This is a genomic window from Bacillus sp. PS95 (assembly GCF_037963565.1).
In the GTDB taxonomy this organism is placed as follows: Bacteria; Bacillota; Bacilli; order Bacillales; family Bacillaceae; genus Bacillus; species Bacillus subtilis.
Genome location: NZ_CP150160.1, coordinates 2122841 through 2142550 on the forward strand (window position 1 = coordinate 2122841; position 19710 = coordinate 2142550).

Below are 19710 nucleotides of genomic sequence, written 5' to 3' on the forward strand. Positions count from 1 at the left end.
CCCCTTCCTTTGGTCATCTTTTAATCCGGTAATGGTGTTCCGATATAGGCGAAAATCCGATTTTTTCATATAAAGAAACTGCCGCCAGATTTTCTTTCATCACTTGTAAAAACATGTGTTCCGCTCCGTTGTTTTTTGCCCATTCAGTCAACACCCTGATCACTTGGGTTCCTGCCCCTTTTCCTCTGTGCTCCTCAGCTACAACGATATTACTAAGTCCGCCATAACCATCAATGACAGAAACCGTGCCAAGCGCTGTCAGGCTTTCTTTGTCATACATCTTGAAAAAAGTTTTACACGGCGGCATGCGTTCGAAAATGTGTTTGTAACCTTTGTGACGCTCGGGTGAAAACCCTTCTAATTGAAAAAATTCATCTATCCAAACAGATGATGGCTCTTGTTCCCACTTGTATGTAAATCGGCTGTTGTCATTTGTTCGGCTCATAATTGACCGGCACAACGCTGTCATCTGGAAGCACTCGTCTACCTTTTCATAACGGCTGTCTGCCAATGCGTCATCAAGCCCTTTCGGTGATGCGTTGCTAATATGAAAACAAACAGGTAAGCCTAAACTTTGATAAAAAAGTTCGGCCTCTAGCTGAAAATCCCCTTCAGGCATATCCGCAGACGTCCATACGCTATTTGCCCTTTTGGTTACGCCAAAATTCGCTCTGAGAAGCCATTGCCCTATGCTTTTTTGAAAATAAGCCGGCCATGAAGCTGCCGCTAATCGTTCAATCTTGTGAATGTCATCCATTGCATAATGCCTCTCCCCTATGTATACTCCCTTGATATTATACAATATTCAGAAATATAAGACATCCATTTATTTGTTTACATAATATTTTTATTGTTTATTAATAATCCTGACAAAAATGTCCTAATTGAAAATGACAGGCTTTCTAAAATGTCCTCCTCACGTTCAAATGCTTCTTTTGCGATTAAAGCAGTAAAGCCATGCAGCAGGCTTCTGAGCCCCCTTGTCGCATGAATGGCAGTCTTTTCACTTGCATAGCCGTTTTCAATGAGCAGCTTCGTCACAAGACAGACAATTTGGTCAGAGACGATTTCCGTCCGTTTGTCCTGAACCTTAAGCAGAGCCGCTTCATAATATCCGGGATTTTCAATTGCAAAATCAACATATGCATGAGCTAAAGAAAGCATAGCGGAATCTCCCTTTCGTTCGGTTACGGAGTCCGCCATTTGATCAAAAAGCTTTGTCAGTCCTCTGACAGCAAGTTCTGCTCTGATCGCTTGCAGCCCGTTGATATGGTTATACAATGACGGGGGGCGAACATTCATTTTTTTAGAAAGTGCGGCAAGTGAGACACCATTTACCCCTTCCTGATCGGCAATCTCTGCTGCAGCGTCTACAATCATTTTTTGGGTCAAACCTATTCTCGGTGACATGCTCATCATCCTTTCTTTGCTTTTTGGATCGCCTGTCTCATCCGCTCTGAAGGTGATCGCAGGAATTTTCCATGTCCGACAGCGAGACAGGAAGGCGCCTTATCTGCGAGCAATTGTGCACTTTTGATGGCCTCCTCCTTATTCCATGTGGCGAAAGCGGGAAAAGGAAACGCCCATTTTATCTGACCTGATACAGCGATTCCTCCGCGCAACTGAAACGCATCTCCTGCTATTAAAGTGCCGTTTCTTGTATCAAGAAATGACATGCTGCCCGGTGTATGGCCCGGTGTTGGAATGGCAAGCAGAGAACCAATTGTTTCACCGCCCGTCAGCAGTTGGTGAGGCTTTGTTTGTATGTGTTTCGGAATACCTCCTTTTATAGGCGTCTGCGGCTCATCTTGCCGCAAGGATGTGTCACCTTGGAGCAAGAATGAATCCCGTTCCGAGATCATGACCTTTGCATGCGGAAATGTTTGTGCCAATGTATCCAGTGATCCGACATGGTCCCCATGTGCATGAGTCAGTAAAATATGCTGAAGCGGTTTTCCAAGCTGATTCACAGCTTGAATAATCCCTTTATAGCTGCCTGGCAGTGCGGCATCAATAAGGGTGACTTCGTTTTCTTCCTCTACTAAATAGCAATTAACCGGAAACAATGCTGGAAAAAAAGTCAGCTGCCAAACCGTTTGGTACTGAGTAATTCTCTTCTTTTTATTCCTCCTAACAAAAACTAATGACGTTAGTTTTATTATTAACTAACACCATTAGTTTTTCGAGAGTTTATTATTTTTTTATCGCTACATAAATGTTAACTTGTGCTCGCTGTGGCACTGCGGCACTTTGATCATACATCTCAAAATCACCTGTAAACGTGCGCAGATGCCGCTTATCCCAAGTCCAAATTTCCTTCCACGTTTCAAGCACAATCTCTTCAATAGGACCGATTCTGGAAGTGAAAACGGCGTAAGCGGAAGCCGGCAAATCAATGTTTTCATATGGTCCCGGAAGAATGTCGTCGTATTCCTGAAACGTTCCGACTGAAAACGTATAAAACCCATTCGTCTCTTGTTCATAATTCGAATATAAGGCAATAATGCTCTTGTCTTTTTCAGCCTGTGATAAAAGAGCGCTCATATCCTGCTTCCAGAATTGATCCCACAGTGCCGGAATCCTCCTTTCTTCCGTCATTTCCAGTGCGTTGCTTGTCCGTTGTGACAGTCCGGCAAATCGTTTCCGGTCTAAGTGTGTTATATGTGAAAAGCCCATACGATCTCCTCCTTTTTTTAAGATTATAGACAAAGAAACCTGACAGCAGTGTGTCAGGTTTCATATATTTTTTGCATGTGATGAATGGTTTCTTTTACTTTATCCCGTATATGAAGAGGCTGCAGAACCTCAATATCCTTTCCGAACTGGAGCAAAAAACCGATCAGCCATTGATCTTCTGGAAGTGAAATCACCGCCTGGCAGATTTTATCTTCCTCACAACAGTGAAGGACATCATATCCGAACCATTCACCTATGCGCTGACGTGCTGCCGGCTGAACAAGAATAACCAATTCAGTTAAACGGTCCTTTTGGTACCAACTCTTATCCCATGGCAAAGTGTCCAGCTGAATGTCTTTTCTGATAAAGGTCTGATGTAAGATGGCCAGATCTTTCATCCGGTTTAGTTTAAAAAAGCGAAAATCATTTCTCACCAAGCAATAAGCGTATAAATACCAGTGCCCCGCCTTGCAAACCAATGTATAAGGTTCAGTTTCACGAAGAAGAGTTTCCCCGCTTGCGCTTGTATATGTAAAAGATATCGTTGACAACCGATCGATGGCAGCGCTTATTTTCTCACGAAGCGCCTTTTGATCCTCGGTATGGCCCCATGCCGTCATGTCAATAAACCATTTTTCTGTTTGGTGCTTAAATGCTTGAGCAGATTGCTCAGGTATAAGGTGTTTGATTTTTTGATAGGCTGTGCTGTGAGAAACGGGTTCATACATAGATGAAACGCTTTGCAAAGCGGAAGCAATTGCAAACAATTCCTCCTCCTTCAGCCACTCTCTTTCAAGCCGATACGTTTCCATGATGCCAATTCCGCCCCCGGAACCCTGTGAGGTCACAATCGGAATACCAGCCCTATTGATCGTCTCAATATCACGGTAAATTGTTCTGACAGATACTTCAAACAGCTCAGCAAGCTCTGCAGCCTGCACTTGTTTTTTGCTGATCAATAACACAACCATCGCTAACAAACGTTCCAGTTTCATTCTGCGCACCTTTTCTTCTTGTATTTTCCAACAAAACAATCATAACATTTTGATAAAGCTTGGGCATATCTATTATGCGGCGGAATACACCTCGCATATGCTATGAAAACAGGGGTTTCCCCTTCTTTTTTGTGTTCAGTATTTTATTTCAGCTACTATTTCCAACCGGATAAGCATACACTTCTCAACGGAGGGGATTTCACATCATGCATCTTACATTTCAGAGCGTTTATCCTGCCATGATCATCATCTTTTTTCTGTATAAAAAAATTAAAAGGTCCATCGGATACCAGCCGCTGAAGCCCCGCTGGCTGTTCACTCGCGTCATTCTTTTCTCGCTGTTTGCTTTTGGCCTTTCAATCTTCAGCGCCATTCACCCTTTTTTATATGGATATCTCATTTTGGGCATTCTTGGCGGATGGCTCCTTGTCTTTTTCGCTAAGAAAAACATCTCCTTTGAAAAACGCAGAGGAAAGATCTATTTTCGGACTCATATTTGGGTAGAAATGATTCTCTTAACCTTATTCCTGTCAAGATTTCTATATCGAGTGACAGAGCTTTATCTTACCTCGCCTGATCTAAACCGCCTTGGATCATACAGTCAGTCAATCGGAACGGACCCTCTGACAATTGGCGTCTGTTTTCTGATAGCCGTTTATTATATCGGTTTTTCTTCTTTTGTCATCAAGCTCAGCAGAAACGAACTCGAACAGCACGGACACAATAAAGAAAAAGACATCCTTGCCCGCTAACAGCGAGTTAAGCAAGGATGTCTTTTTCAATCATGCTGCGTATGATGGATCATTTGCTGAAGAACATCTAAAACATGTTCATCCTCCGGAGAGTAATAAATCGATGTTCCTTCTCTGCGCGATTTGACAAGCCGAAGATTTTTCAAAAATCTAAGCTGGTGGGACACAGTGGATTGCAGTAAATTCAGCTTTTCTGCAATTCCGTTTACTGCATGCTCACCCTGGGACAATAAATGGAGAATTCTAATTCGGGTAGGATCAGAAAGCGCTTTGAATGTTTGCGCGACTAGAAACAGCGTCTCCTCGTCCAGATCAGCAGCCGATTGTTCCGTTTCTCTAAATTCAGTCATATGTATCACCTTTCTTTATTCATAGTTTTATCTTATAACAAATGCGCTTGAGTGCAAACCAGCCTGCTTGTATTCCATTTCAATCTCATAGTTTAAATTTATGTTTCAAATCAGGTTTTTACTTGGTCTGATATACCGTCTTATGTCATAATAAAAAAGGTCATACTGCTCCAAACATTGAGGGTGAAACACAGTGAAGAAAAAGAGAAAAGGCTGTTTCGCTGCTGCGGGTTTTATGATGATTTTTGTCTTTGTCATCGCCTCTTTTTTATTGGTCCTGCTTTTTTTCAACCGGGATTTAATCAAAAAACTTCCGATCGATACAAAAACGATTGTTTTGGAACGTTTAACCGATTACAAACCCTTGGTGGAAGAAGAGCTTGAAAGCCAAGGACTCTCTAATTATACATCACTCATATTAGGCATGATGTATCAGGAGTCAAAAGGAAAAGGCAATGATCCCATGCAGTCCTCTGAATCTCTGGGGTTAAAACGCAATGAGATAACAGACCCTCAACTCAGTGTTAAACAAGGCATCAAGCAATTTACCCTCATGTACAAGACCGGTAAGGAAAAAGGCGTGGATTTGGATACCATTATTCAAAGCTACAACATGGGGGCAGGTTACATTGATTTTGTAGCTGAACATGGAGGAACGCATACTGAGGAATTGGCAAAACAATACTCCGAGCAGCAAGTCAAAAAAAATCCTGATCTGTATACTTGCGGGGGAAATGCGAAAAATTTCCGCTATCCGTATTGCTACGGTGATTATACGTATGCAGAAAAAGTAAAAGAAAAAACAAAAACTGTTGAAGAATCTTTGCAGGTTGCAACACTTGAAACCATGGAATCCAAGGCTCATGAATAAGAGTCTATCAATTTACTGACAAAAGCCCAAAAATGAATTTGGGCTTTTGCCATGTTTACACGTAAAAAAAGCCATACTGAGTATGGCTTTTAATAATACGGTGAAATCATCAAATATACAATAACGCCTGTAAGGCTTACATACAGCCATAGAGGCATTGTCCATCTCGCAATTTTTTTATGGCGCTCCACCTGCATGCTGAAGCCTCTGATCAGCGTAAACAGCGCAAGCGGCACAATGATTGCAGAAAGGCAGATATGTGTAATTAAAATAAAGAAATAAATCGGGCGCATAATACCTTCTCCGCCATAGAGCGTGTTTTCCGCAATCGAGTGGTACGTCACATAGCAAATCAAAAATAGTAATGTTGTTGTGAATGCGGCCAAAATAAAGCGTTTGTGAGCTTTGATATTTTTCTGTTTAATCATAATCAGCGCGGCCAATAAGAAGATAAACGTAAAGCTGTTGAATATCGCATTCAGCATTGGCAAAATGTGAATATTCGCATGGCTGAACTGATCTAATTTAGGCATAAAAAACAGCACTGCGATTAAACCGTTAATCAGAACTGTCAGCGTAAGGACAATCCCCGTGTAATTTTTCGGTTTATTTTCTGTTTGGTTCATTTGGTGACCTCTCCTAATTTGTACTGGCTATCCAAATCGTATGCAAATTCAAAGAAGATGTCAACGGTTTCGATTGCTTCGTCAGAAATTAGACACACTTCAAAGGCCGGAGGCTATTAGCCCCGGCCTGTTAGGTTTACGCCTCTTTTATCAAATGTTCAATGACCTTATGTTCATTTTCATTCAGCAGGTTCTTTTGAATTTTCGAATGAATGGGTTTATTCATATGCTGATCCAAGATATCTGCCGTTTCTTTATCCCCGGCAATAACCATTCGTTCCCATCTTTTCGCGGCAGCTTTTTGATCAAGGCTGGCAGCCAGCCGCTTATACAGTCTCGATTGGTTCTCTGTTACATGTTCCCTCATCCGGTTCTCTTCAAATGGTGTCGCTTTGTCTACAGCGAAATGGCTATTCTTCCAAGACTCATTGATCATATCATACTCATAACGCTCCACCGCCTCAATTTTTCCTAAAACGGTTTCAATAATTTTCACTTCATGCTGCTGAGTTAAAATAAACGCCGTACTTGGGTATGTCTGGCGCAAACCCTTCAGCTGATCCAGGACAGCTGTTTCTTCCCAGTAAAATCTTGTATCTACAGGGACTTGAAGCTTAATAGGTTCCCATATGCCGCTGTCGGAAACAAAAAACACGAGACTGCGGGGCATGTCTTTTCCCATTGCATTCAAGTATTGATTCATTTTAGCCCTGATTCCATCCAGACACGTTTCCTCCTCTGGATCACTAGCTGCCAAATACTCTTTTAATCGGCTGAATCCTGACTTTAGGGCAATCATCCATTCTCCCCCCTGCTGCTCTGGATCTCTCATGTCTGTATTGAGATACAGAGAGAGAATTTTATCCGGCGGTTCCAATTGGACATACTGTAATTTGTTAATCAATGAATCAATCGCCATTCCGATTCCTCCTTTTTCACAGGTTAGTTTTCTTTTTCCTCTCTTAAAAACGATCAAACCTGACTTTCCGCTAATTTCTAGTAATAATGGAATTGTTGTTTACAATACGCCTCTCTTCTAATACAATTGGTAACTGTGTTTCTAAGCTGATTTTTGAAAGGAGTTTGATTTTGTTTACTATTAAAGAAAAAAATCGTCAAGAGCTTGAAGAAGAATTAAATGATTTAGAATTTCAAATTTATCGCATGCAGGAGAATATGAAGGATTTATCTAAAGATGCCAAAGTGCTTGGTATTGATCAATCGAAACATGATGAGTGGATGATTGTTTCCTCGATTGATGATGGCCAAACATGCAAAATTATGCTAACTGATTGTAAAACGGCTTACCGAGGAAAAGGCTGTTTTTCACTTGTAGCGTCTTACAAGGACGATGCCATTCATATAGGCGATATAAAAGGCCCTCCGAATCACGGGTTTGGTTCCATTTGCATGAAATATTTAAAAGATATAGCAAGAGACCACAATATACCGAAAGTCACAGGAGACATCGCCAAACGGGATTGGAATCATGTAGACCGGCTGATTCACTTTTATGAAAAACATCAATTCAAAGTATGTATCGATCATGATACCCAATCCGGCAGCATTAAGTGGGTTGATTTGTAAAAAAGTCTGGAAGAAAGAGCCAAGATATGCTGTAATGGTATAAAACCATTGATGGAGGGTTCTATGTACGCCTCAAAACTGAAAAAGGGAGACGAAATCCGGATCGTGTCTCCCGCGACCAGCATGTCTATATTATCAAATGAAGCAAAAATCCGAGCAAAAACGGCGTTAGAACGCTTAGGTTATCGGGTAACCATCGCTGAACACGCAAATGAATGTAATGAATTTGATTCATCCTCTATCGAGTCAAGAGTCCATGATCTGCACGCTGCCTTTTTTGATCCAGGCGTCAAAGCGATTTTAACGACACTCGGAGGGTTTAATTCAAATCAGCTGCTGCGTTATCTTGATTACGAGAAAATCAAACGGCATCCAAAAATTCTGTGCGGCTATTCCGATATAACCGCTCTTTGCAACGCAATTTATCGAAAAACGGGTCTTGTTACGTATTCAGGCCCCCACTTCTCAACATTTGCAATGAAAAAAGGGCTTGATTATACACAAGAGTATTTTCTTTCTTGCTGCGCTTCGGACGACCCGTTTGAAATTCTTCCTTCAAGTGAGTGGAGCGATGACCGCTGGTTTTTGGATCAAGAAAACAGGCGTTTTTATCCTAATAACGGCCCTGTTGTAATCCAAGAAGGTTATGCGGAAGGTACTTTAATTGGCGGAAACTTATGCACGCTTAATTTGCTGCAGGGAACGGAGTATTTTCCCGAAACAGAACATACTATTTTATTGATTGAAGATGATTATATGTCAGACATCCATATGTTTGACCGCGATCTGCAATCACTCATCCACCTCCCCGCTTTTTCACATGTAAAGGCGATTTTGATCGGCAGATTTCAGAAAGCATCAAACGTATCAATGGATCTTGTAAAAGCCATGATCGAAACAAAAAAAGAATTATCCGGCATCCCGATCATCGCAAATATAAATGCCGGACATACCTCGCCAATTGCCACGTTCCCTATAGGAGGAACATGCAGGATTGAAGCTATTTCGGGTACATCACGAATATGGATTGATAAACATTAATCAGCTTGTAAATTTTTTTACAAGCTTTTTTAGCGCAATCGGTTATGCATGCCGCACGAGACATGACAAATGTCATATAGGAGGCATGATGTGTGCTACTACAAAAGACTTCTCTCATTAGCGTATACTGAACCGAGACACACAATGAGAGGATACTTACTATGACTGAACAAACCATTGCACATAAACAAAAACAGCTGACAAAGCAAGTCGCTGCATTTGCTCAGCCTGAAACAAAAAACAGCCTGATTCAGCTTTTAAACACGTTTATCCCATTCTTCGGCCTATGGTTTCTTGCTTATCTCAGCCTCGATGTCTCCTATCTTCTTACGTTAGCATTAACGGTGATTGCCGCAGGTTTTCTGACAAGAATTTTTATCATCTTCCATGACTGCTGCCATCAGTCTTTTTTCAAACAAAAACGCTATAACCACATTCTCGGTTTTCTGACAGGTGTCCTGACTTTATTCCCGTATCTTCAATGGCAGCACAGCCATTCGATTCATCATGCAACTAGCAGCAATCTGGATAAACGCGGAACAGGAGACATCTGGATGTTAACAGTAAACGAATATAAAGCTGCATCCAGACGAACAAAGCTTGCATACAGACTTTATAGAAACCCGTTTATCATGTTTATTCTCGGACCGATTTATGTTTTTCTGATCACGAACCGTTTTAACAAAAAAGGAGCAAGACGAAAAGAACGTGTAAACACATACCTTACGAATCTGGCAATTGTCGCGTTGGCTGCCGCTTGCTGTCTGATCTTTGGCTGGCAATCGTTTTTACTGGTGCAAGGCCCGATATTTCTGATTTCAGGTTCAATCGGTGTTTGGCTGTTTTATGTGCAGCATACCTTTGAAGATTCTTATTTTGAAGCGGATGAAAACTGGAGCTACGTTCAGGCTGCTGTTGAAGGCAGCTCATTTTATAAACTCCCGAAACTGCTTCAATGGTTAACAGGCAATATCGGTTACCACCACGTTCATCATTTGAGTCCAAAGGTGCCTAACTATAAGCTTGAAGTTGCTCATGAACATCACGAACCATTAAAAAACGTACCGACAATCACCTTAAAAACAAGCCTGCAATCACTCGCGTTCCGTCTATGGGATGAAGATAACAAACAGTTTGTGTCATTTCGGGCTATAAAACATATACCTGTAAGCCTTCCGCCTGATTCACCAGAAAAACAGAAGCTGCGGAAGAATGCCTGATGATAAAGGAGGTCTTCTAATATACCAGAAGGCTTCCTTTTTATTGTTGGAGGGTGCATTCTCGCTTTCACAATGATAAAGTTACAAGTAAGATGAAAAGCTGAAAATGAGGTAAGATCATGATTAAAAAGCATTTTACATTTCAAAAACTAAACGGGATTACGCCCTATATATGGACGATATTTTTCATCCTCCCCTTCTACTTTATATGGAAATCATCATCTACATTTGTTATTATTGTCGGCATCATTTTGACGCTTTTATTTTTTTCGGTATATCGATTTGCTTTTGTCTCAAAAGGCTGGACCATTTATTTGTGGGGATTTTTATTAATTGGCATTTCAACCGCCTCCATTACTCTGTTCAGTTATATTTATTTTGCTTTCTTTATTGCTTATTTTATTGGAAACATTAAGGAACGCGTCCCTTTTCATATTTTATATTATGTCCATTTAATAAGCGCGGCCGTCGCAGCCAATTTCAGTCTCGTATTAAAAAAGGAATTCTTTCTGACACAAATTCCTTTTGTCGTTATTACCCTCATCAGCGCAATTTTATTGCCCTTCAGTATAAAAAGCCGCAAGGAGCGCGAACGGCTTGAAGAAAAGCTCGAGGATGCAAATGAACGGATTGCAGAACTGGTAAAATTAGAAGAACGTCAGCGAATTGCCCGCGATCTCCATGATACGCTTGGGCAAAAGCTTTCTCTTATTGGTTTAAAAAGCGACTTAGCAAGAAAATTGATATACAAAGATCCCGAACAAGCAGCTCGTGAACTGAAAAGTGTTCAGCAAACAGCGCGAACTTCTTTAAATGAAGTAAGAAAAATCGTTTCCTCTATGAAGGGCATCCGGCTCAAGGATGAATTGATCAACATCAAACAAATTCTCGAAGCAGCTGACATTATGTTTATCTATGAAGAAGAGAAATGGCCCGAGAATATCTCATTGCTGAATGAAAACATTTTGAGCATGTGCTTAAAGGAAGCTGTTACAAATGTCGTCAAACACAGCCAGGCTAAAACTTGCCGAGTTGACATTCAGCAGCTCTGGAAGGAAGTTGTGATTACAGTGTCTGACGATGGAACATTCAAAGGAGCAGAAAATTCCTTTTCAAAAGGACATGGCTTACTCGGGATGAGAGAACGGCTTGAGTTTGCAAACGGAAGCCTTCACATCGATACCGAAAACGGGACCAAGCTTACCATGGCAATTCCTAATAATTCAAAATAAACATAAAGGATGGCTTATATGATTAGTATATTTATTGCAGAAGATCAGCAAATGCTGCTGGGCGCTTTAGGATCACTTCTAAACCTCGAAGACGATATGGAAGTCGTAGGAAAAGGTACAACCGGCCAAGATGCTGTTGATTTTGTCAAAAAACGCCAGCCTGATGTATGTATTATGGACATTGAAATGCCCGGAAAAACAGGGCTTGAAGCTGCTGAGGAGCTAAAAGATACAGGCTGCAAAATTATCATCTTAACCACCTTCGCCAGACCCGGTTACTTTCAGAGAGCTATTAAAGCTGGCGTTAAAGGCTATTTGTTAAAAGACAGTCCGAGTGAAGAGCTGGCCAACGCCATCCGTAGCGTCATGAACGGAAAACGCATCTATGCACCTGAGCTGATGGAGGACTTATACAGCGAAGCTAACCCTCTTACAGATAGAGAAAAAGAAGTGCTCGAACTTGTGGCTGACGGTAAAAACACAAAAGAAATCGCTCAGGAACTCAGCATCAAAAGCGGGACGGTGCGGAATTATATCTCAATGATTCTAGAAAAGCTTGAAGTGAAAAATCGAATTGAAGCCATTACCCGGTCAAAAGAAAAAGGCTGGTTTAAATAAAAAAGGATCTTGGCATCTGCCAGGATCCTTTTTGTTAACCTGAAATTCCCGTTTGAGAACCTCGTCGCAACCAGAATTAAATTGATCCATATCCTCGCTCCTACGCCCGCTGAACGATTGCTTGGTTAACAGCCCAATAAAAGACTGGATTGAATGATATCCCTGTTAAAATGGTCGGCCATTGCACATCAGCAGAATTTCTGATATTGATTATTTTGTATTTTCAGTATGACAAAGTTGTGCCACTTCGCTCCCGAAGCTGCCATGCCCAACTGCAAGAGCCTAATATCACAATAAAAAACCGTCTGAAATCAATCCGATTCCATAAATGGCATCTGCTACATCCAACTGCTTATTATCTGCCAAAAAAGATACAACACCAGCTCGTTTCGCTGATCAAAGATAGTAACAACCAGCTATAAATGTCATGATGCCGAATGTCTCTGTAATGTGGAACCAATCTTTTAACCCGAGAGCCCCTGAATCGCACATAAAGAGAAAAACGGGACCACTTTCTTTTATCAGCATATGATATAAACAGCTCTAAGCAGAACAAAAAAAGACACAAGCCAAAAGCTCATGTCTTTTATCACAATCTATATTATTAGTTTAAGACTTTAACACTTACAGTTTTGACGCCCCAATTAGAAGCATCACTTTTACTTGGTACAAATACGTCGATTTTATTTCCTTTAATAGCGCCGCCAGTGTCTGCTGCTGTTGCTTCCCCGTAGCCTTCAACATAGACTTTAGAACCTAGCGGAATTACATTAGGATCAACCGCAATAACTTTCGCATTCGGGTTCTTATTTAAGTCAATGCCTGTAGCTGTAACGCCGGAAATGCCGCCGTCGTTAGCAGTGTAAGCAGTAGCAGTAACTGTTAGTTCTTTTGAAGCTTCTTGATTATTTGTATTTGATTGAACAGCCTTCTCCTCTGTGTTAACAGAAGTTTCTGCCTCAGCCTTTGTTTCTTGTTTAGGTTGCTGTTGTACAGCTTCTTGTTTAGGTTGCTCTTTTTGCACAGCCTCTTGTTTTGGTGCAGCTTGAGGTGCGTTTGTTTGCGCATTCTCAGTAGCTGTGTTTGCTGCTGTTGCCTGACCTTTTACTGAAAGAGTTGATCCAGCATAGATCATGTCAGAGCTTAAGTTATTCCAAACTTTCAGGTTGTTGACTGTCGTGCCGAATTTTTGAGCAATCTTAGAAAGCGTATCTCCCGCTTTAATTGTATATTGCCCAGTCGTGGTTGTTTCTTCTGAAGAAATGGTCAGTTTTTCTCCTGCAATGATTTTATCAGAAGTTAACTTGTTCCATTCTTTTAAGTCCTTTAGGTTCACTCCATTTTTCTGAGAGATTCCCCAGAGCGTATCACCCTTTTGCACCGTAATTTCTTTTGCAGAAGCGTGAGCTCCGAATGCAGTTGTTGAAAGTGCAGCAACTGCCACAAAGGACATAATCGTCTTCTTCATAAGTAAATCCTCCCTTGTTAGCTTTTTATTGGCGGCTAACAGGTGATATCGTAACACACGTAAATGTCAAATCAATAACAAAAAGATATGATTTAGATTACAGTTCCTTTACATGAAGGATTTCTCTCTGATGGAAAGACTTGCTGAACCCTTGATATAATAGGCTTCGCAGGTCTTTTTATTTTGAGGCGAAACAGAGAAAATAAAATGTGTTTTTTATAGAAAAAAAGATTGTTTTTCTGTTTTTTTAGTCTGTCATCCTTGCATAAGCTTGTATTTCTTGTAAAAAAAGCCGGCCGTATTTTGCTCTTTTTTGTTCTCCGACTCCTTTTATAGACAAAAGTTCATCATCATTTACGGGCTGTTTTCCTGACATTTCTTTTAACGTTTGGTCAGAGAAAACAACAAATGGCGGAACACCCTGCTCAGCCGCAATTTCTTTCCGAACCATGCGCAATCGTTCAAATAGCTCGTCATTTTCAGTAATCGCTGCCGCTTTTAACGCTTCTTTTCTCGCTACTGATAATTCTCCTTTCAGCACATTCCTTCCTTTACTGCTGACAAAAAGAGTCGGAAACGTTCCGTCTGACATCCTGATGAAGTCGTCAGAAATAAGAAATTCGATAAAATCACTGATTTCGCCAACGGATTGGTGTTTTAATATCCCGTATGTTGAAAGGTCGGAAAAGCCGTTTTCAAGAACTTTTTTATTTTTGGAGCCGGAAAGCACCTGTGCAACCATCGTCTTGCCAAACCGTTCTTTCATGCGAATGATACAAGATAAGACCATTTGCGCCTCCCGCGTCACGTCATGGGCCGCTCTTGTATCGGTACAGTTTCCGCACTGTCCGCACGCATCAGGCTCCTTTTCTCCGAAATACATAAGGATAAAACGCTGCAGACAATCTTCCGTATGACAGTAGTCGACCATTTGTCTCAGCTTTTTTAAATCCTGCTTTTGTTTCTCTTCATGTTCTGATTGCTCAATTAAGAAACGCTGCACCATAATATCCTGCGGTGAAAACAGGAGAACACATTCACTGGCAAGACCGTCCCGTCCAGCTCGTCCTGCCTCTTGATAATAGCTTTCCATATCTTTCGGGATTTGTGCATGCAGAACAAATCTGATATTTGATTTATCAATACCCATTCCAAAAGCAGAGGTTGCCACCATCACTTGAAGCTCATCATTAAGAAACCTTTCCTGCTGCTCTTTTCTCTCATCATCAGCCATACCTCCATGATACCTGCCGGCCCTGACCTGATTTCGTTTCAATCTCTCATATATCCGATCAGCTTCTTTTCTGGTCGCTGTATAGACAATTCCTGCTTCATGCCTGTTGTTTTGCACATATTCGTCTATAAACCGATCTTTATTTTCTCCTTTTACTACTTTAAAGGTTAAATTCTCTCGGGAAAATCCGGTATATACCGTGTTTTCTTTTTGAATATGCAGCTGTTTGCAAATATCATCATGAACCTCGGGTGTGGCTGTTGCTGTTAACGCCATGATGACAGGCTTGTCGTGTAATTCACGGAACAAGATTTCAATATTCCTGTAGCTTGGCCTGAAATCATGGCCCCATTGAGAAATACAGTGCGCCTCGTCTATTGCGACCAAAGGAACATCTATGCCCTGCAAAATCCGTATAAACTCTGTGGACGTTAGTCGCTCTGGTGTAATGTAAAAAAGCTTATAAGCTCCTTCTTTGAGTCCGTTCAGCCTCTCATATATTTCCTGATTGGATTGTGTGCTGTTAATGTAGGCGGCGTTAATCCCCGCTTCTTCTAACGCATCAACTTGATCCTTCATCAAGGAAATCAACGGTGAAATGACGATCGTCGTCCCTTCAAACATTAATGCCGGAATCTGATAGCAAATCGATTTGCCGCCTCCCGTCGGCATAATGCAGGCCGTATTTTGCCTCGCTTCCGTCACCAAGCGGATCGCTTCATCTTGGCCGCTCCGAAACTTCTCATAACCAAAATAATGAGCCAGAAGGGATTGGGCTCTATGTAACATAACGTGTAAACCTCGCTTTTCCTTGAATTTCTCCCATCATATCATAAAAAAGCGGCCTTCATTTCTTTCACACAAAAATGGAATATTCACTATACCAAACCTTTTTAGATAAAATAAAAAGCCATTTCCGAAAAGGAAATGGCTTTCGCTACGTCTTGCCGTATGCAAGTAAGAAAGTTTTAAACCACCACTCCTCAAAGTGGGTGTTTGCAGAAACGTTCCTGTCGTCCTCTGCAATGGAGGCATGACATTCCGGCTTCGATATAAAACTCCCTATTACAGCTTAAAGGTTAAAACTTAATTAACAATACGCACAAAGTAGCTTCTTTAATATAGTACACCATCAGGCGGTTTTAATCAAGAGGTCAGAACAATTGTTTAGAAAAACTTTTTCCAGTGAATAAAACTGCTTTTTCTCCAAAATACCTGACAATTCGACAAACAAAAAATATATTACAATAAAAAAACAGCCTTTTTCGCTAAAAGCGAATGATTATTTTCTTCTATATTAATGTGTATATACAAAAAGACTCCTATTTGTAACGATAGGAGTCTTGGCTTTATTAGAATTTTGCAGCAAGATCTTTTGCTTCTTGTAAACCTTTTTCAACGATTTCTTGCGCTTGATCAGGTGCTGCGTTATGTCCTTCGATGACAACTGTGTGCAAGTCTTGAACACCCCAGAAACCAAGAACTGTTTTCATGAAGTTTAATGACATTTCAAGTGCAGCCATTGGTCCTTCTGAGTAGACACCGCCGCGAGCGTTAAGAAGCGCAACTTTTTTGCCGCCCATTAAACCGACTGGTCCTTCTTGTGTGTATTTGAATGTAACGCCTGCGCGAGACAGATAATCAACATAAGTATGAAGCACTGCTGGCACTGTGAAGTTCCAAAGCGGGAATGCGAAAACAACTTTGTCAGCTTTTACAAACTGGTTCAGATATTTGTCAGCAATTGCTGCTTGTTTTTTCTCATCTTCTGTCATTTCCATTCCTTGACCTGCTTTAAATGTTCCGTTAATCATATCTCTGCCAAGGTAAGGAAGGTTTTCCTTATGAAGATCTAATTCAACCACTTCATCATTAGGGTTGTTTTCTTTATAAGCAGCTAAGAAAGCTTCGTAAAGTTTAGTTGAAACGCCTTCTTCAGCTGTACGGTCGCTTGATTTTACAAATAAAACTGTAGACATTTGTATTCCTCCCGGTAAACTTTTTATATTTACTTACAAATAGTATGTTACTTTCTTTTTTACGCAAAGTCAATCACTTTATTTTGAATATGAGATTTTTTTTCAAAAAAAAGCAAGTACATCTAATATCGGTGTACTTGCTTGGCATTTTTACTTCGAATCTTGTTCACGATCCAAGATTTCATACGTCTGCGAGCTTTTTTGATCAATTGTTTCTTTGTTGGATAAGTCTTTTACCTGTTCATGAAACTCTCTTTCATAAGAAGGAGCATCTGTCTCCAGATCATCCTCCACATCAGCTTGGGCCTCAACTGTCATTCTTGCATAAGGAACAGCTTCAAGTCTTTCGTAAGGAATCTCTTGGCCGGTTTTTTCACACACGCCGTAAGTTCCGTCTTTCATCTTTTGTAATGCACGGTTGACCTCCTCTAACAGCTCCCGGTCAATCTCTCTCACTGTTTGGTCTGTCATCCGGTCTGTGACGAGCGTCCCGTGGTCTGCCATATGGTTGTCAACCCCGTTGGAAAGCTCCCCCACTTCTTCCGTCATTGATTCTGTTTCCTTTTTCTCGCCAGACAATTCTTTTTGCATATCGAGCAATTTATGATAGAGATGCTGTGTTTGTTCTTTTGTCAGTGCCATGTATATCCTCTCCTTTCTATCCTGTTTCCCGTTTTGCCTTCTGTCAAACATGGAAACATCGATGGAAAGATGAGCTACTGCCTTTTTGAACGGATCGTGACCGCTGGCGTCGATGGTGCTTCGGGTTTTCGTTGGCACTTTTTGTCCTTCTCTTCTGGCGGTATATAATAGGTTGCGCCTATATTTAATCTGCCGCTCAGTTCATCAATGGTCAGCTCGCCGAATTCAAGATGATAGTCAACTTTTTCGACATTCAGCGTTTCAATATGTATATAGGTTTCTTCAGACTCTTGTTTGCTGCTTTGTTTTTGTTTCTCAATCACTGAGAGTCTTTCTTCACATTCACGCAGTTTGTCAAGTTCTGGTTTCAAGCAATGCCTGATCAGCGACCGGAACATTTTTTTCATGACATCACGACCCTTTGCATACTCCTCTTTCGTCTACATATATAATGAGGTATATCCCATAGAAAGGAGAGGTTTTCATGCTTCCGACTAACATCAATATTTCTCATCTCAAGACTAACTCGATAGGCACCGGCTCATCCCTTACCTTTGGTTCTGCGGAGTTAAGGAACAGGTGCTCTGCTATCAAAAGAAATAACGGTTTTGGGGAACAAAATGCAGATGGTATTGTTATGGTCATTCCGATTGAATCAATTGATGACCGTGATGTGTCAGATGCACTCAGTATGAAAATCAATCATCAATAACAATGGTTTTCGCTTGACCTTCGTCTTTTTGAATAGTGATGTATAGGATTCCGTCTTTAAAAATGGCATTCATCTTTCCATGAAGATGATCGGAAAGCGGAATTTTCTTTTCAAAACTTCCGTATTTCCCTTCTTTTTGGCGAAAGTCCTGTTCATTAAAATAGGAAAAGCGCTGCCCCTTCACCACTAAATAATCTCCGTACGATAATATGTGAACGTCTTGTTTACGGTAGCCTGGAAGATAAATTAAAAACTGCACTTCCGCAACGGTATCTACAATATCCATGCTCGGAAATGAAGCATCTCCTTTCCCTCGCTGATCTTGCTGCGCAAACGGAAACGGAGATTGGCCATTTGTCATAAAAGGGGTTTTTTGGTCTTCATCAAATACCTGTTTCCAAAAGTCACCGCCGTACATCTGCTGTGCGAATTCCATCCACTGCTTCATCTTTTCGAAATCCATTTGAAGCCCCCTGTCTTAACATACTTTATAACCGCCAGCATACAACTATAGAAAGGAGGTTTGCCTGTGGTTCAACCAACTCCGTATATCAATATTAATATTTTCATGCTGAAAATTAATTCCTTTGAAAATGCTTCAGCGGTTAACGTAGGACAAAATTTATTGGCAGAATGGCAAAATTCAGATAAAAAAAATCAAGGCTACGGACAGAATTTTGGAGATGCGAGCGGATTTATGGGCACGAGAAGCCATGTGGATGACAGAGACCAAATTGATTCTCCGGCCTCTTTTGAAAGTGAAGCGGTTAACTCCTCAATCAAAAGGAAGTGATGAGATGTTCTTTTCACCCTCCGTCGTAAATGTCGGCGGATTTAAAATCAATACGATGGATCGAGGTTCCTCTTTAACACTCGGTCCGTATCAGCAGGTCGATTACTTTTTATCAGCTAAAATAAATCAAGGGTTTGGAGAAGAAAATGGCGACTTTACTCCTCTTGTCGTACCGATTTCAAATGTATTAGATGCAGATCTTGTTGATTCGAACTCAGCGAAAAACAGTGTGGTGTAATAAGAACAGGGCGCACATGCCCTGTTCTTGTTTATATATATAAAAAAAAGCCTAACCATTTTTTGAACGGCTGGCTCATCAAATATTCAGCTGCACAAATGCTTTGTCAGCACCGCCTGAACCTCGCTTAAATCGGTGTCTTTCGCAAATTCTAATTCGAACGTTTTGCTTCTTGTCATCAATAAAAGCCCAGTGTCCGGATCAAACATTCCCGCTTCTTGGATGGCAAAGCTTTCAATTGTTTTATATGGAAGAAATACACGAACCTTCTTTTTAGAAAACATTTTATTGTCAAAGAAAATGATCCGCTTATTTGTAAAGCAAATTTGGTCCACTCGGAGCTTATAAATCGATTCTATTCTTTCCCCTTCAACGAGCAAAGCCTCAAGCTTCTTTGCGTCCGTTGATCTGCTAACAGAAAAAATACCCAATGAAGAACCCCTCTTTCTGCATTTATCTATTTGTTTTATCATTCACTACATAAAAATAAGTCCTTTATCCCTATATAAGAATACGACATAGAAGACATTTAAACCATTACGAACAGATTACATTTTTCAAATTTTTGATTTGTTTTTTGGCTTTTAAGCTGTTGTCATCAAGTAATACGCACATATAGAGAAAAAAGTTTCAATATTCAGCAATGTTTTTATAAAAAAGTGGTTTTTAATGATTT

Annotated in this window: 25 protein-coding genes and 1 other RNA gene; 10 read left to right on the plus strand and 16 right to left on the minus strand. The window is 40.8% G+C overall.

Going from position 1 to position 19710, the window contains the following annotated elements; genetic code table 11:
- Nucleotides 1–13: 13 nt before the first annotated feature.
- The 5 genes from NSQ12_RS10680 to NSQ12_RS10700 all read right to left on the minus strand — a co-directional run bounded on the left by NSQ12_RS10680 (nt 14) and on the right by NSQ12_RS10700 (nt 3671).
- Nucleotides 14–757, minus strand: coding sequence for a GNAT family N-acetyltransferase (locus NSQ12_RS10680; RefSeq protein WP_339174719.1), 744 nt, complete (start codon nt 755–757; stop codon nt 14–16).
- A gap of 77 nt (nt 758–834) precedes the next feature.
- A complete protein-coding gene (locus tag NSQ12_RS10685; protein ID WP_017697555.1) occupies nt 835–1410 on the minus strand; it encodes a TetR/AcrR family transcriptional regulator in 576 nt (191 codons plus the stop codon).
- Between the two features lie 5 nt (nt 1411–1415).
- Nucleotides 1416–2159 carry an MBL fold metallo-hydrolase gene (locus tag NSQ12_RS10690; protein ID WP_339176684.1) on the minus strand — a complete coding sequence of 248 codons (744 nt, stop codon included), beginning with the start codon at nt 2157–2159 and terminating at the stop codon, nt 1416–1418.
- 34 nt (nt 2160–2193) lie between these two features.
- Entirely contained in the window at nt 2194–2676 is a 483-nt protein-coding gene (locus NSQ12_RS10695) for a GyrI-like domain-containing protein (RefSeq protein WP_014480008.1), read from the minus strand.
- A gap of 53 nt (nt 2677–2729) precedes the next feature.
- On the minus strand, nt 2730–3671 hold the full coding sequence (locus tag NSQ12_RS10700; protein ID WP_116316647.1) for a YafY family protein: 942 nt from the start codon (nt 3669–3671) through the stop codon (nt 2730–2732).
- Between the two features lie 206 nt (nt 3672–3877).
- Here NSQ12_RS10700 and csk22 point away from each other — a divergent pair, with 206 nt between their 5' ends.
- The gene (csk22, locus tag NSQ12_RS10705; protein WP_015251914.1) at nt 3878–4423 is read left to right on the plus strand and encodes a mother cell-specific sporulation protein Csk22; all 546 of its coding nucleotides are present in this window, start codon (nt 3878–3880) and stop codon (nt 4421–4423) included.
- A gap of 26 nt (nt 4424–4449) precedes the next feature.
- Here csk22 and czrA read toward each other — a convergent pair whose 3' ends face one another.
- Nucleotides 4450–4773, minus strand: coding sequence for a Zn(II)-responsive metalloregulatory transcriptional repressor CzrA (gene czrA / locus NSQ12_RS10710; protein WP_003231284.1), 324 nt, complete (start codon nt 4771–4773; stop codon nt 4450–4452).
- Between the two features lie 193 nt (nt 4774–4966).
- Between czrA and NSQ12_RS10715 the strand changes: the two genes are divergently transcribed.
- Nucleotides 4967–5644, plus strand: a complete 678-nt coding sequence (locus NSQ12_RS10715; RefSeq protein WP_003231283.1) for a lysozyme family protein — start codon at nt 4967–4969, stop codon at nt 5642–5644.
- Between the two features lie 89 nt (nt 5645–5733).
- Here NSQ12_RS10715 and NSQ12_RS10720 read toward each other — a convergent pair whose 3' ends face one another.
- Both NSQ12_RS10720 and NSQ12_RS10725 read right to left on the minus strand, forming a co-directional pair.
- Nucleotides 5734–6270 carry a DUF420 domain-containing protein gene (locus NSQ12_RS10720; protein ID WP_003231280.1) on the minus strand — a complete coding sequence of 179 codons (537 nt, stop codon included), beginning with the start codon at nt 6268–6270 and terminating at the stop codon, nt 5734–5736.
- Between the two features lie 136 nt (nt 6271–6406).
- Entirely contained in the window at nt 6407–7189 is a 783-nt protein-coding gene (locus tag NSQ12_RS10725; RefSeq protein WP_339174723.1) for a VLRF1 family aeRF1-type release factor, read from the minus strand.
- Nucleotides 7190–7359: 170 nt separating this feature from the next.
- Here NSQ12_RS10725 and NSQ12_RS10730 point away from each other — a divergent pair, with 170 nt between their 5' ends.
- From NSQ12_RS10730 to desR, 5 genes are all read left to right on the plus strand, one after another.
- Nucleotides 7360–7857 (plus strand): N-acetyltransferase, encoded by a 498-nt coding sequence (locus tag NSQ12_RS10730; protein ID WP_014477061.1) that lies wholly within the window; start codon nt 7360–7362, stop codon nt 7855–7857.
- Between the two features lie 63 nt (nt 7858–7920).
- A complete protein-coding gene (locus NSQ12_RS10735; protein ID WP_029318045.1) occupies nt 7921–8898 on the plus strand; it encodes an LD-carboxypeptidase in 978 nt (325 codons plus the stop codon).
- Between the two features lie 161 nt (nt 8899–9059).
- The gene (gene desE, locus NSQ12_RS10740; protein WP_004399588.1) at nt 9060–10118 is read left to right on the plus strand and encodes a fatty acid desaturase DesE; all 1059 of its coding nucleotides are present in this window, start codon (nt 9060–9062) and stop codon (nt 10116–10118) included.
- Nucleotides 10119–10237: 119 nt separating this feature from the next.
- Nucleotides 10238–11350 (plus strand): two-component sensor histidine kinase DesK, encoded by a 1113-nt coding sequence (gene desK, locus NSQ12_RS10745; RefSeq protein ID WP_163138303.1) that lies wholly within the window; start codon nt 10238–10240, stop codon nt 11348–11350.
- Between the two features lie 18 nt (nt 11351–11368).
- The gene (desR, locus tag NSQ12_RS10750) at nt 11369–11968 is read left to right on the plus strand and encodes a two-component system response regulator DesR (RefSeq protein WP_004399356.1); all 600 of its coding nucleotides are present in this window, start codon (nt 11369–11371) and stop codon (nt 11966–11968) included.
- Nucleotides 11969–12572: 604 nt separating this feature from the next.
- Here desR and NSQ12_RS10755 read toward each other — a convergent pair.
- The 6 genes from NSQ12_RS10755 to NSQ12_RS10780 all read right to left on the minus strand — a co-directional run bounded on the left by NSQ12_RS10755 (nt 12573) and on the right by NSQ12_RS10780 (nt 17698).
- Nucleotides 12573–13436: a 3D domain-containing protein gene (locus NSQ12_RS10755; RefSeq protein ID WP_003231267.1), complete on the minus strand. Its 864-nt coding sequence runs from the start codon at nt 13434–13436 to the stop codon at nt 12573–12575.
- Nucleotides 13437–13683: 247 nt separating this feature from the next.
- Entirely contained in the window at nt 13684–15459 is a 1776-nt protein-coding gene (gene recQ, locus NSQ12_RS10760; protein WP_032722003.1) for a DNA helicase RecQ, read from the minus strand.
- A gap of 141 nt (nt 15460–15600) precedes the next feature.
- A non-coding RNA gene (gene ssrS, locus NSQ12_RS10765) (6S RNA) lies at nt 15601–15787 on the minus strand.
- A 235-nt stretch (nt 15788–16022) separates the two neighbouring features.
- Nucleotides 16023–16649, minus strand: coding sequence for an FMN-dependent NADH-azoreductase AzoJ (azoJ, locus tag NSQ12_RS10770; RefSeq protein ID WP_003231260.1), 627 nt, complete (start codon nt 16647–16649; stop codon nt 16023–16025).
- Nucleotides 16650–16799: 150 nt separating this feature from the next.
- The gene (locus NSQ12_RS10775; protein WP_014477068.1) at nt 16800–17291 is read right to left on the minus strand and encodes a TraR/DksA family transcriptional regulator; all 492 of its coding nucleotides are present in this window, start codon (nt 17289–17291) and stop codon (nt 16800–16802) included.
- A gap of 74 nt (nt 17292–17365) precedes the next feature.
- Nucleotides 17366–17698 (minus strand): hypothetical protein, encoded by a 333-nt coding sequence (locus tag NSQ12_RS10780; RefSeq protein ID WP_003231257.1) that lies wholly within the window; start codon nt 17696–17698, stop codon nt 17366–17368.
- Between the two features lie 77 nt (nt 17699–17775).
- On the opposite strand from NSQ12_RS10780, the gene NSQ12_RS10785 reads away from it, so the two are divergent.
- On the plus strand, nt 17776–18003 hold the full coding sequence (locus tag NSQ12_RS10785) for a hypothetical protein (RefSeq protein ID WP_004399329.1): 228 nt from the start codon (nt 17776–17778) through the stop codon (nt 18001–18003).
- On the opposite strand, the gene yocM is transcribed toward NSQ12_RS10785, so the two are convergent.
- Complete coding sequence (yocM, locus tag NSQ12_RS10790) at nt 17990–18466, minus strand: salt stress-responsive protein YocM (protein ID WP_003231255.1); 477 nt, start codon at nt 18464–18466, stop codon at nt 17990–17992. The two genes, NSQ12_RS10785 and yocM, sit on opposite strands and share 14 nt — an antisense overlap.
- Before the next feature lie 66 nt (nt 18467–18532).
- On the opposite strand from yocM, the gene NSQ12_RS10795 reads away from it, so the two are divergent.
- A complete protein-coding gene (locus NSQ12_RS10795; RefSeq protein WP_004399338.1) occupies nt 18533–18796 on the plus strand; it encodes a hypothetical protein in 264 nt (87 codons plus the stop codon).
- 4 nt (nt 18797–18800) lie between these two features.
- Nucleotides 18801–19034 carry a hypothetical protein gene (locus tag NSQ12_RS10800; protein WP_003231251.1) on the plus strand — a complete coding sequence of 78 codons (234 nt, stop codon included), beginning with the start codon at nt 18801–18803 and terminating at the stop codon, nt 19032–19034.
- An 86-nt stretch (nt 19035–19120) separates the two neighbouring features.
- Here NSQ12_RS10800 and NSQ12_RS10805 read toward each other — a convergent pair whose 3' ends face one another.
- Nucleotides 19121–19465, minus strand: coding sequence for a PH domain-containing protein (locus NSQ12_RS10805; RefSeq protein ID WP_003220141.1), 345 nt, complete (start codon nt 19463–19465; stop codon nt 19121–19123).
- Between the last annotated feature and the right edge of the window lie 245 nt (nt 19466–19710).

What these genes read in the sequence shown, in the direction of transcription:
- NSQ12_RS10680 (WP_339174719.1), bottom strand. Translation starts at nt 757, where the DNA reads ATGGATGACATTCACAAGATTGAACGATTAGCGGCAGCTTCATGGCCG.
- NSQ12_RS10685 (WP_017697555.1), bottom strand. Translation starts at nt 1,410, where the DNA reads ATGTCACCGAGAATAGGTTTGACCCAAAAAATGATTGTAGACGCTGCA.
- NSQ12_RS10695 (WP_014480008.1), bottom strand. Translation starts at nt 2,676, where the DNA reads ATGGGCTTTTCACATATAACACACTTAGACCGGAAACGATTTGCCGGA.
- NSQ12_RS10700 (WP_116316647.1), bottom strand. Translation starts at nt 3,671, where the DNA reads ATGAAACTGGAACGTTTGTTAGCGATGGTTGTGTTATTGATCAGCAAA.
- csk22 (WP_015251914.1), top strand. Translation starts at nt 3,878, where the DNA reads ATGCATCTTACATTTCAGAGCGTTTATCCTGCCATGATCATCATCTTT.
- czrA (WP_003231284.1), bottom strand. Translation starts at nt 4,773, where the DNA reads ATGACTGAATTTAGAGAAACGGAACAATCGGCTGCTGATCTGGACGAG.
- NSQ12_RS10720 (WP_003231280.1), bottom strand. Translation starts at nt 6,270, where the DNA reads ATGAACCAAACAGAAAATAAACCGAAAAATTACACGGGGATTGTCCTT.
- NSQ12_RS10725 (WP_339174723.1), bottom strand. Translation starts at nt 7,189, where the DNA reads ATGGCGATTGATTCATTGATTAACAAATTACAGTATGTCCAATTGGAA.
- NSQ12_RS10735 (WP_029318045.1), top strand. Translation starts at nt 7,921, where the DNA reads ATGTACGCCTCAAAACTGAAAAAGGGAGACGAAATCCGGATCGTGTCT.
- desE (WP_004399588.1), top strand. Translation starts at nt 9,060, where the DNA reads ATGACTGAACAAACCATTGCACATAAACAAAAACAGCTGACAAAGCAA.
- desK (WP_163138303.1), top strand. Translation starts at nt 10,238, where the DNA reads ATGATTAAAAAGCATTTTACATTTCAAAAACTAAACGGGATTACGCCC.
- desR (WP_004399356.1), top strand. Translation starts at nt 11,369, where the DNA reads ATGATTAGTATATTTATTGCAGAAGATCAGCAAATGCTGCTGGGCGCT.
- NSQ12_RS10755 (WP_003231267.1), bottom strand. Translation starts at nt 13,436, where the DNA reads ATGAAGAAGACGATTATGTCCTTTGTGGCAGTTGCTGCACTTTCAACA.
- recQ (WP_032722003.1), bottom strand. Translation starts at nt 15,459, where the DNA reads ATGTTACATAGAGCCCAATCCCTTCTGGCTCATTATTTTGGTTATGAG.
- azoJ (WP_003231260.1), bottom strand. Translation starts at nt 16,649, where the DNA reads ATGTCTACAGTTTTATTTGTAAAATCAAGCGACCGTACAGCTGAAGAA.
- NSQ12_RS10775 (WP_014477068.1), bottom strand. Translation starts at nt 17,291, where the DNA reads ATGGCACTGACAAAAGAACAAACACAGCATCTCTATCATAAATTGCTC.
- NSQ12_RS10780 (WP_003231257.1), bottom strand. Translation starts at nt 17,698, where the DNA reads ATGAAAAAAATGTTCCGGTCGCTGATCAGGCATTGCTTGAAACCAGAA.
- NSQ12_RS10785 (WP_004399329.1), top strand. Translation starts at nt 17,776, where the DNA reads ATGCTTCCGACTAACATCAATATTTCTCATCTCAAGACTAACTCGATA.
- yocM (WP_003231255.1), bottom strand. Translation starts at nt 18,466, where the DNA reads ATGGATTTCGAAAAGATGAAGCAGTGGATGGAATTCGCACAGCAGATG.
- NSQ12_RS10800 (WP_003231251.1), top strand. Translation starts at nt 18,801, where the DNA reads ATGTTCTTTTCACCCTCCGTCGTAAATGTCGGCGGATTTAAAATCAAT.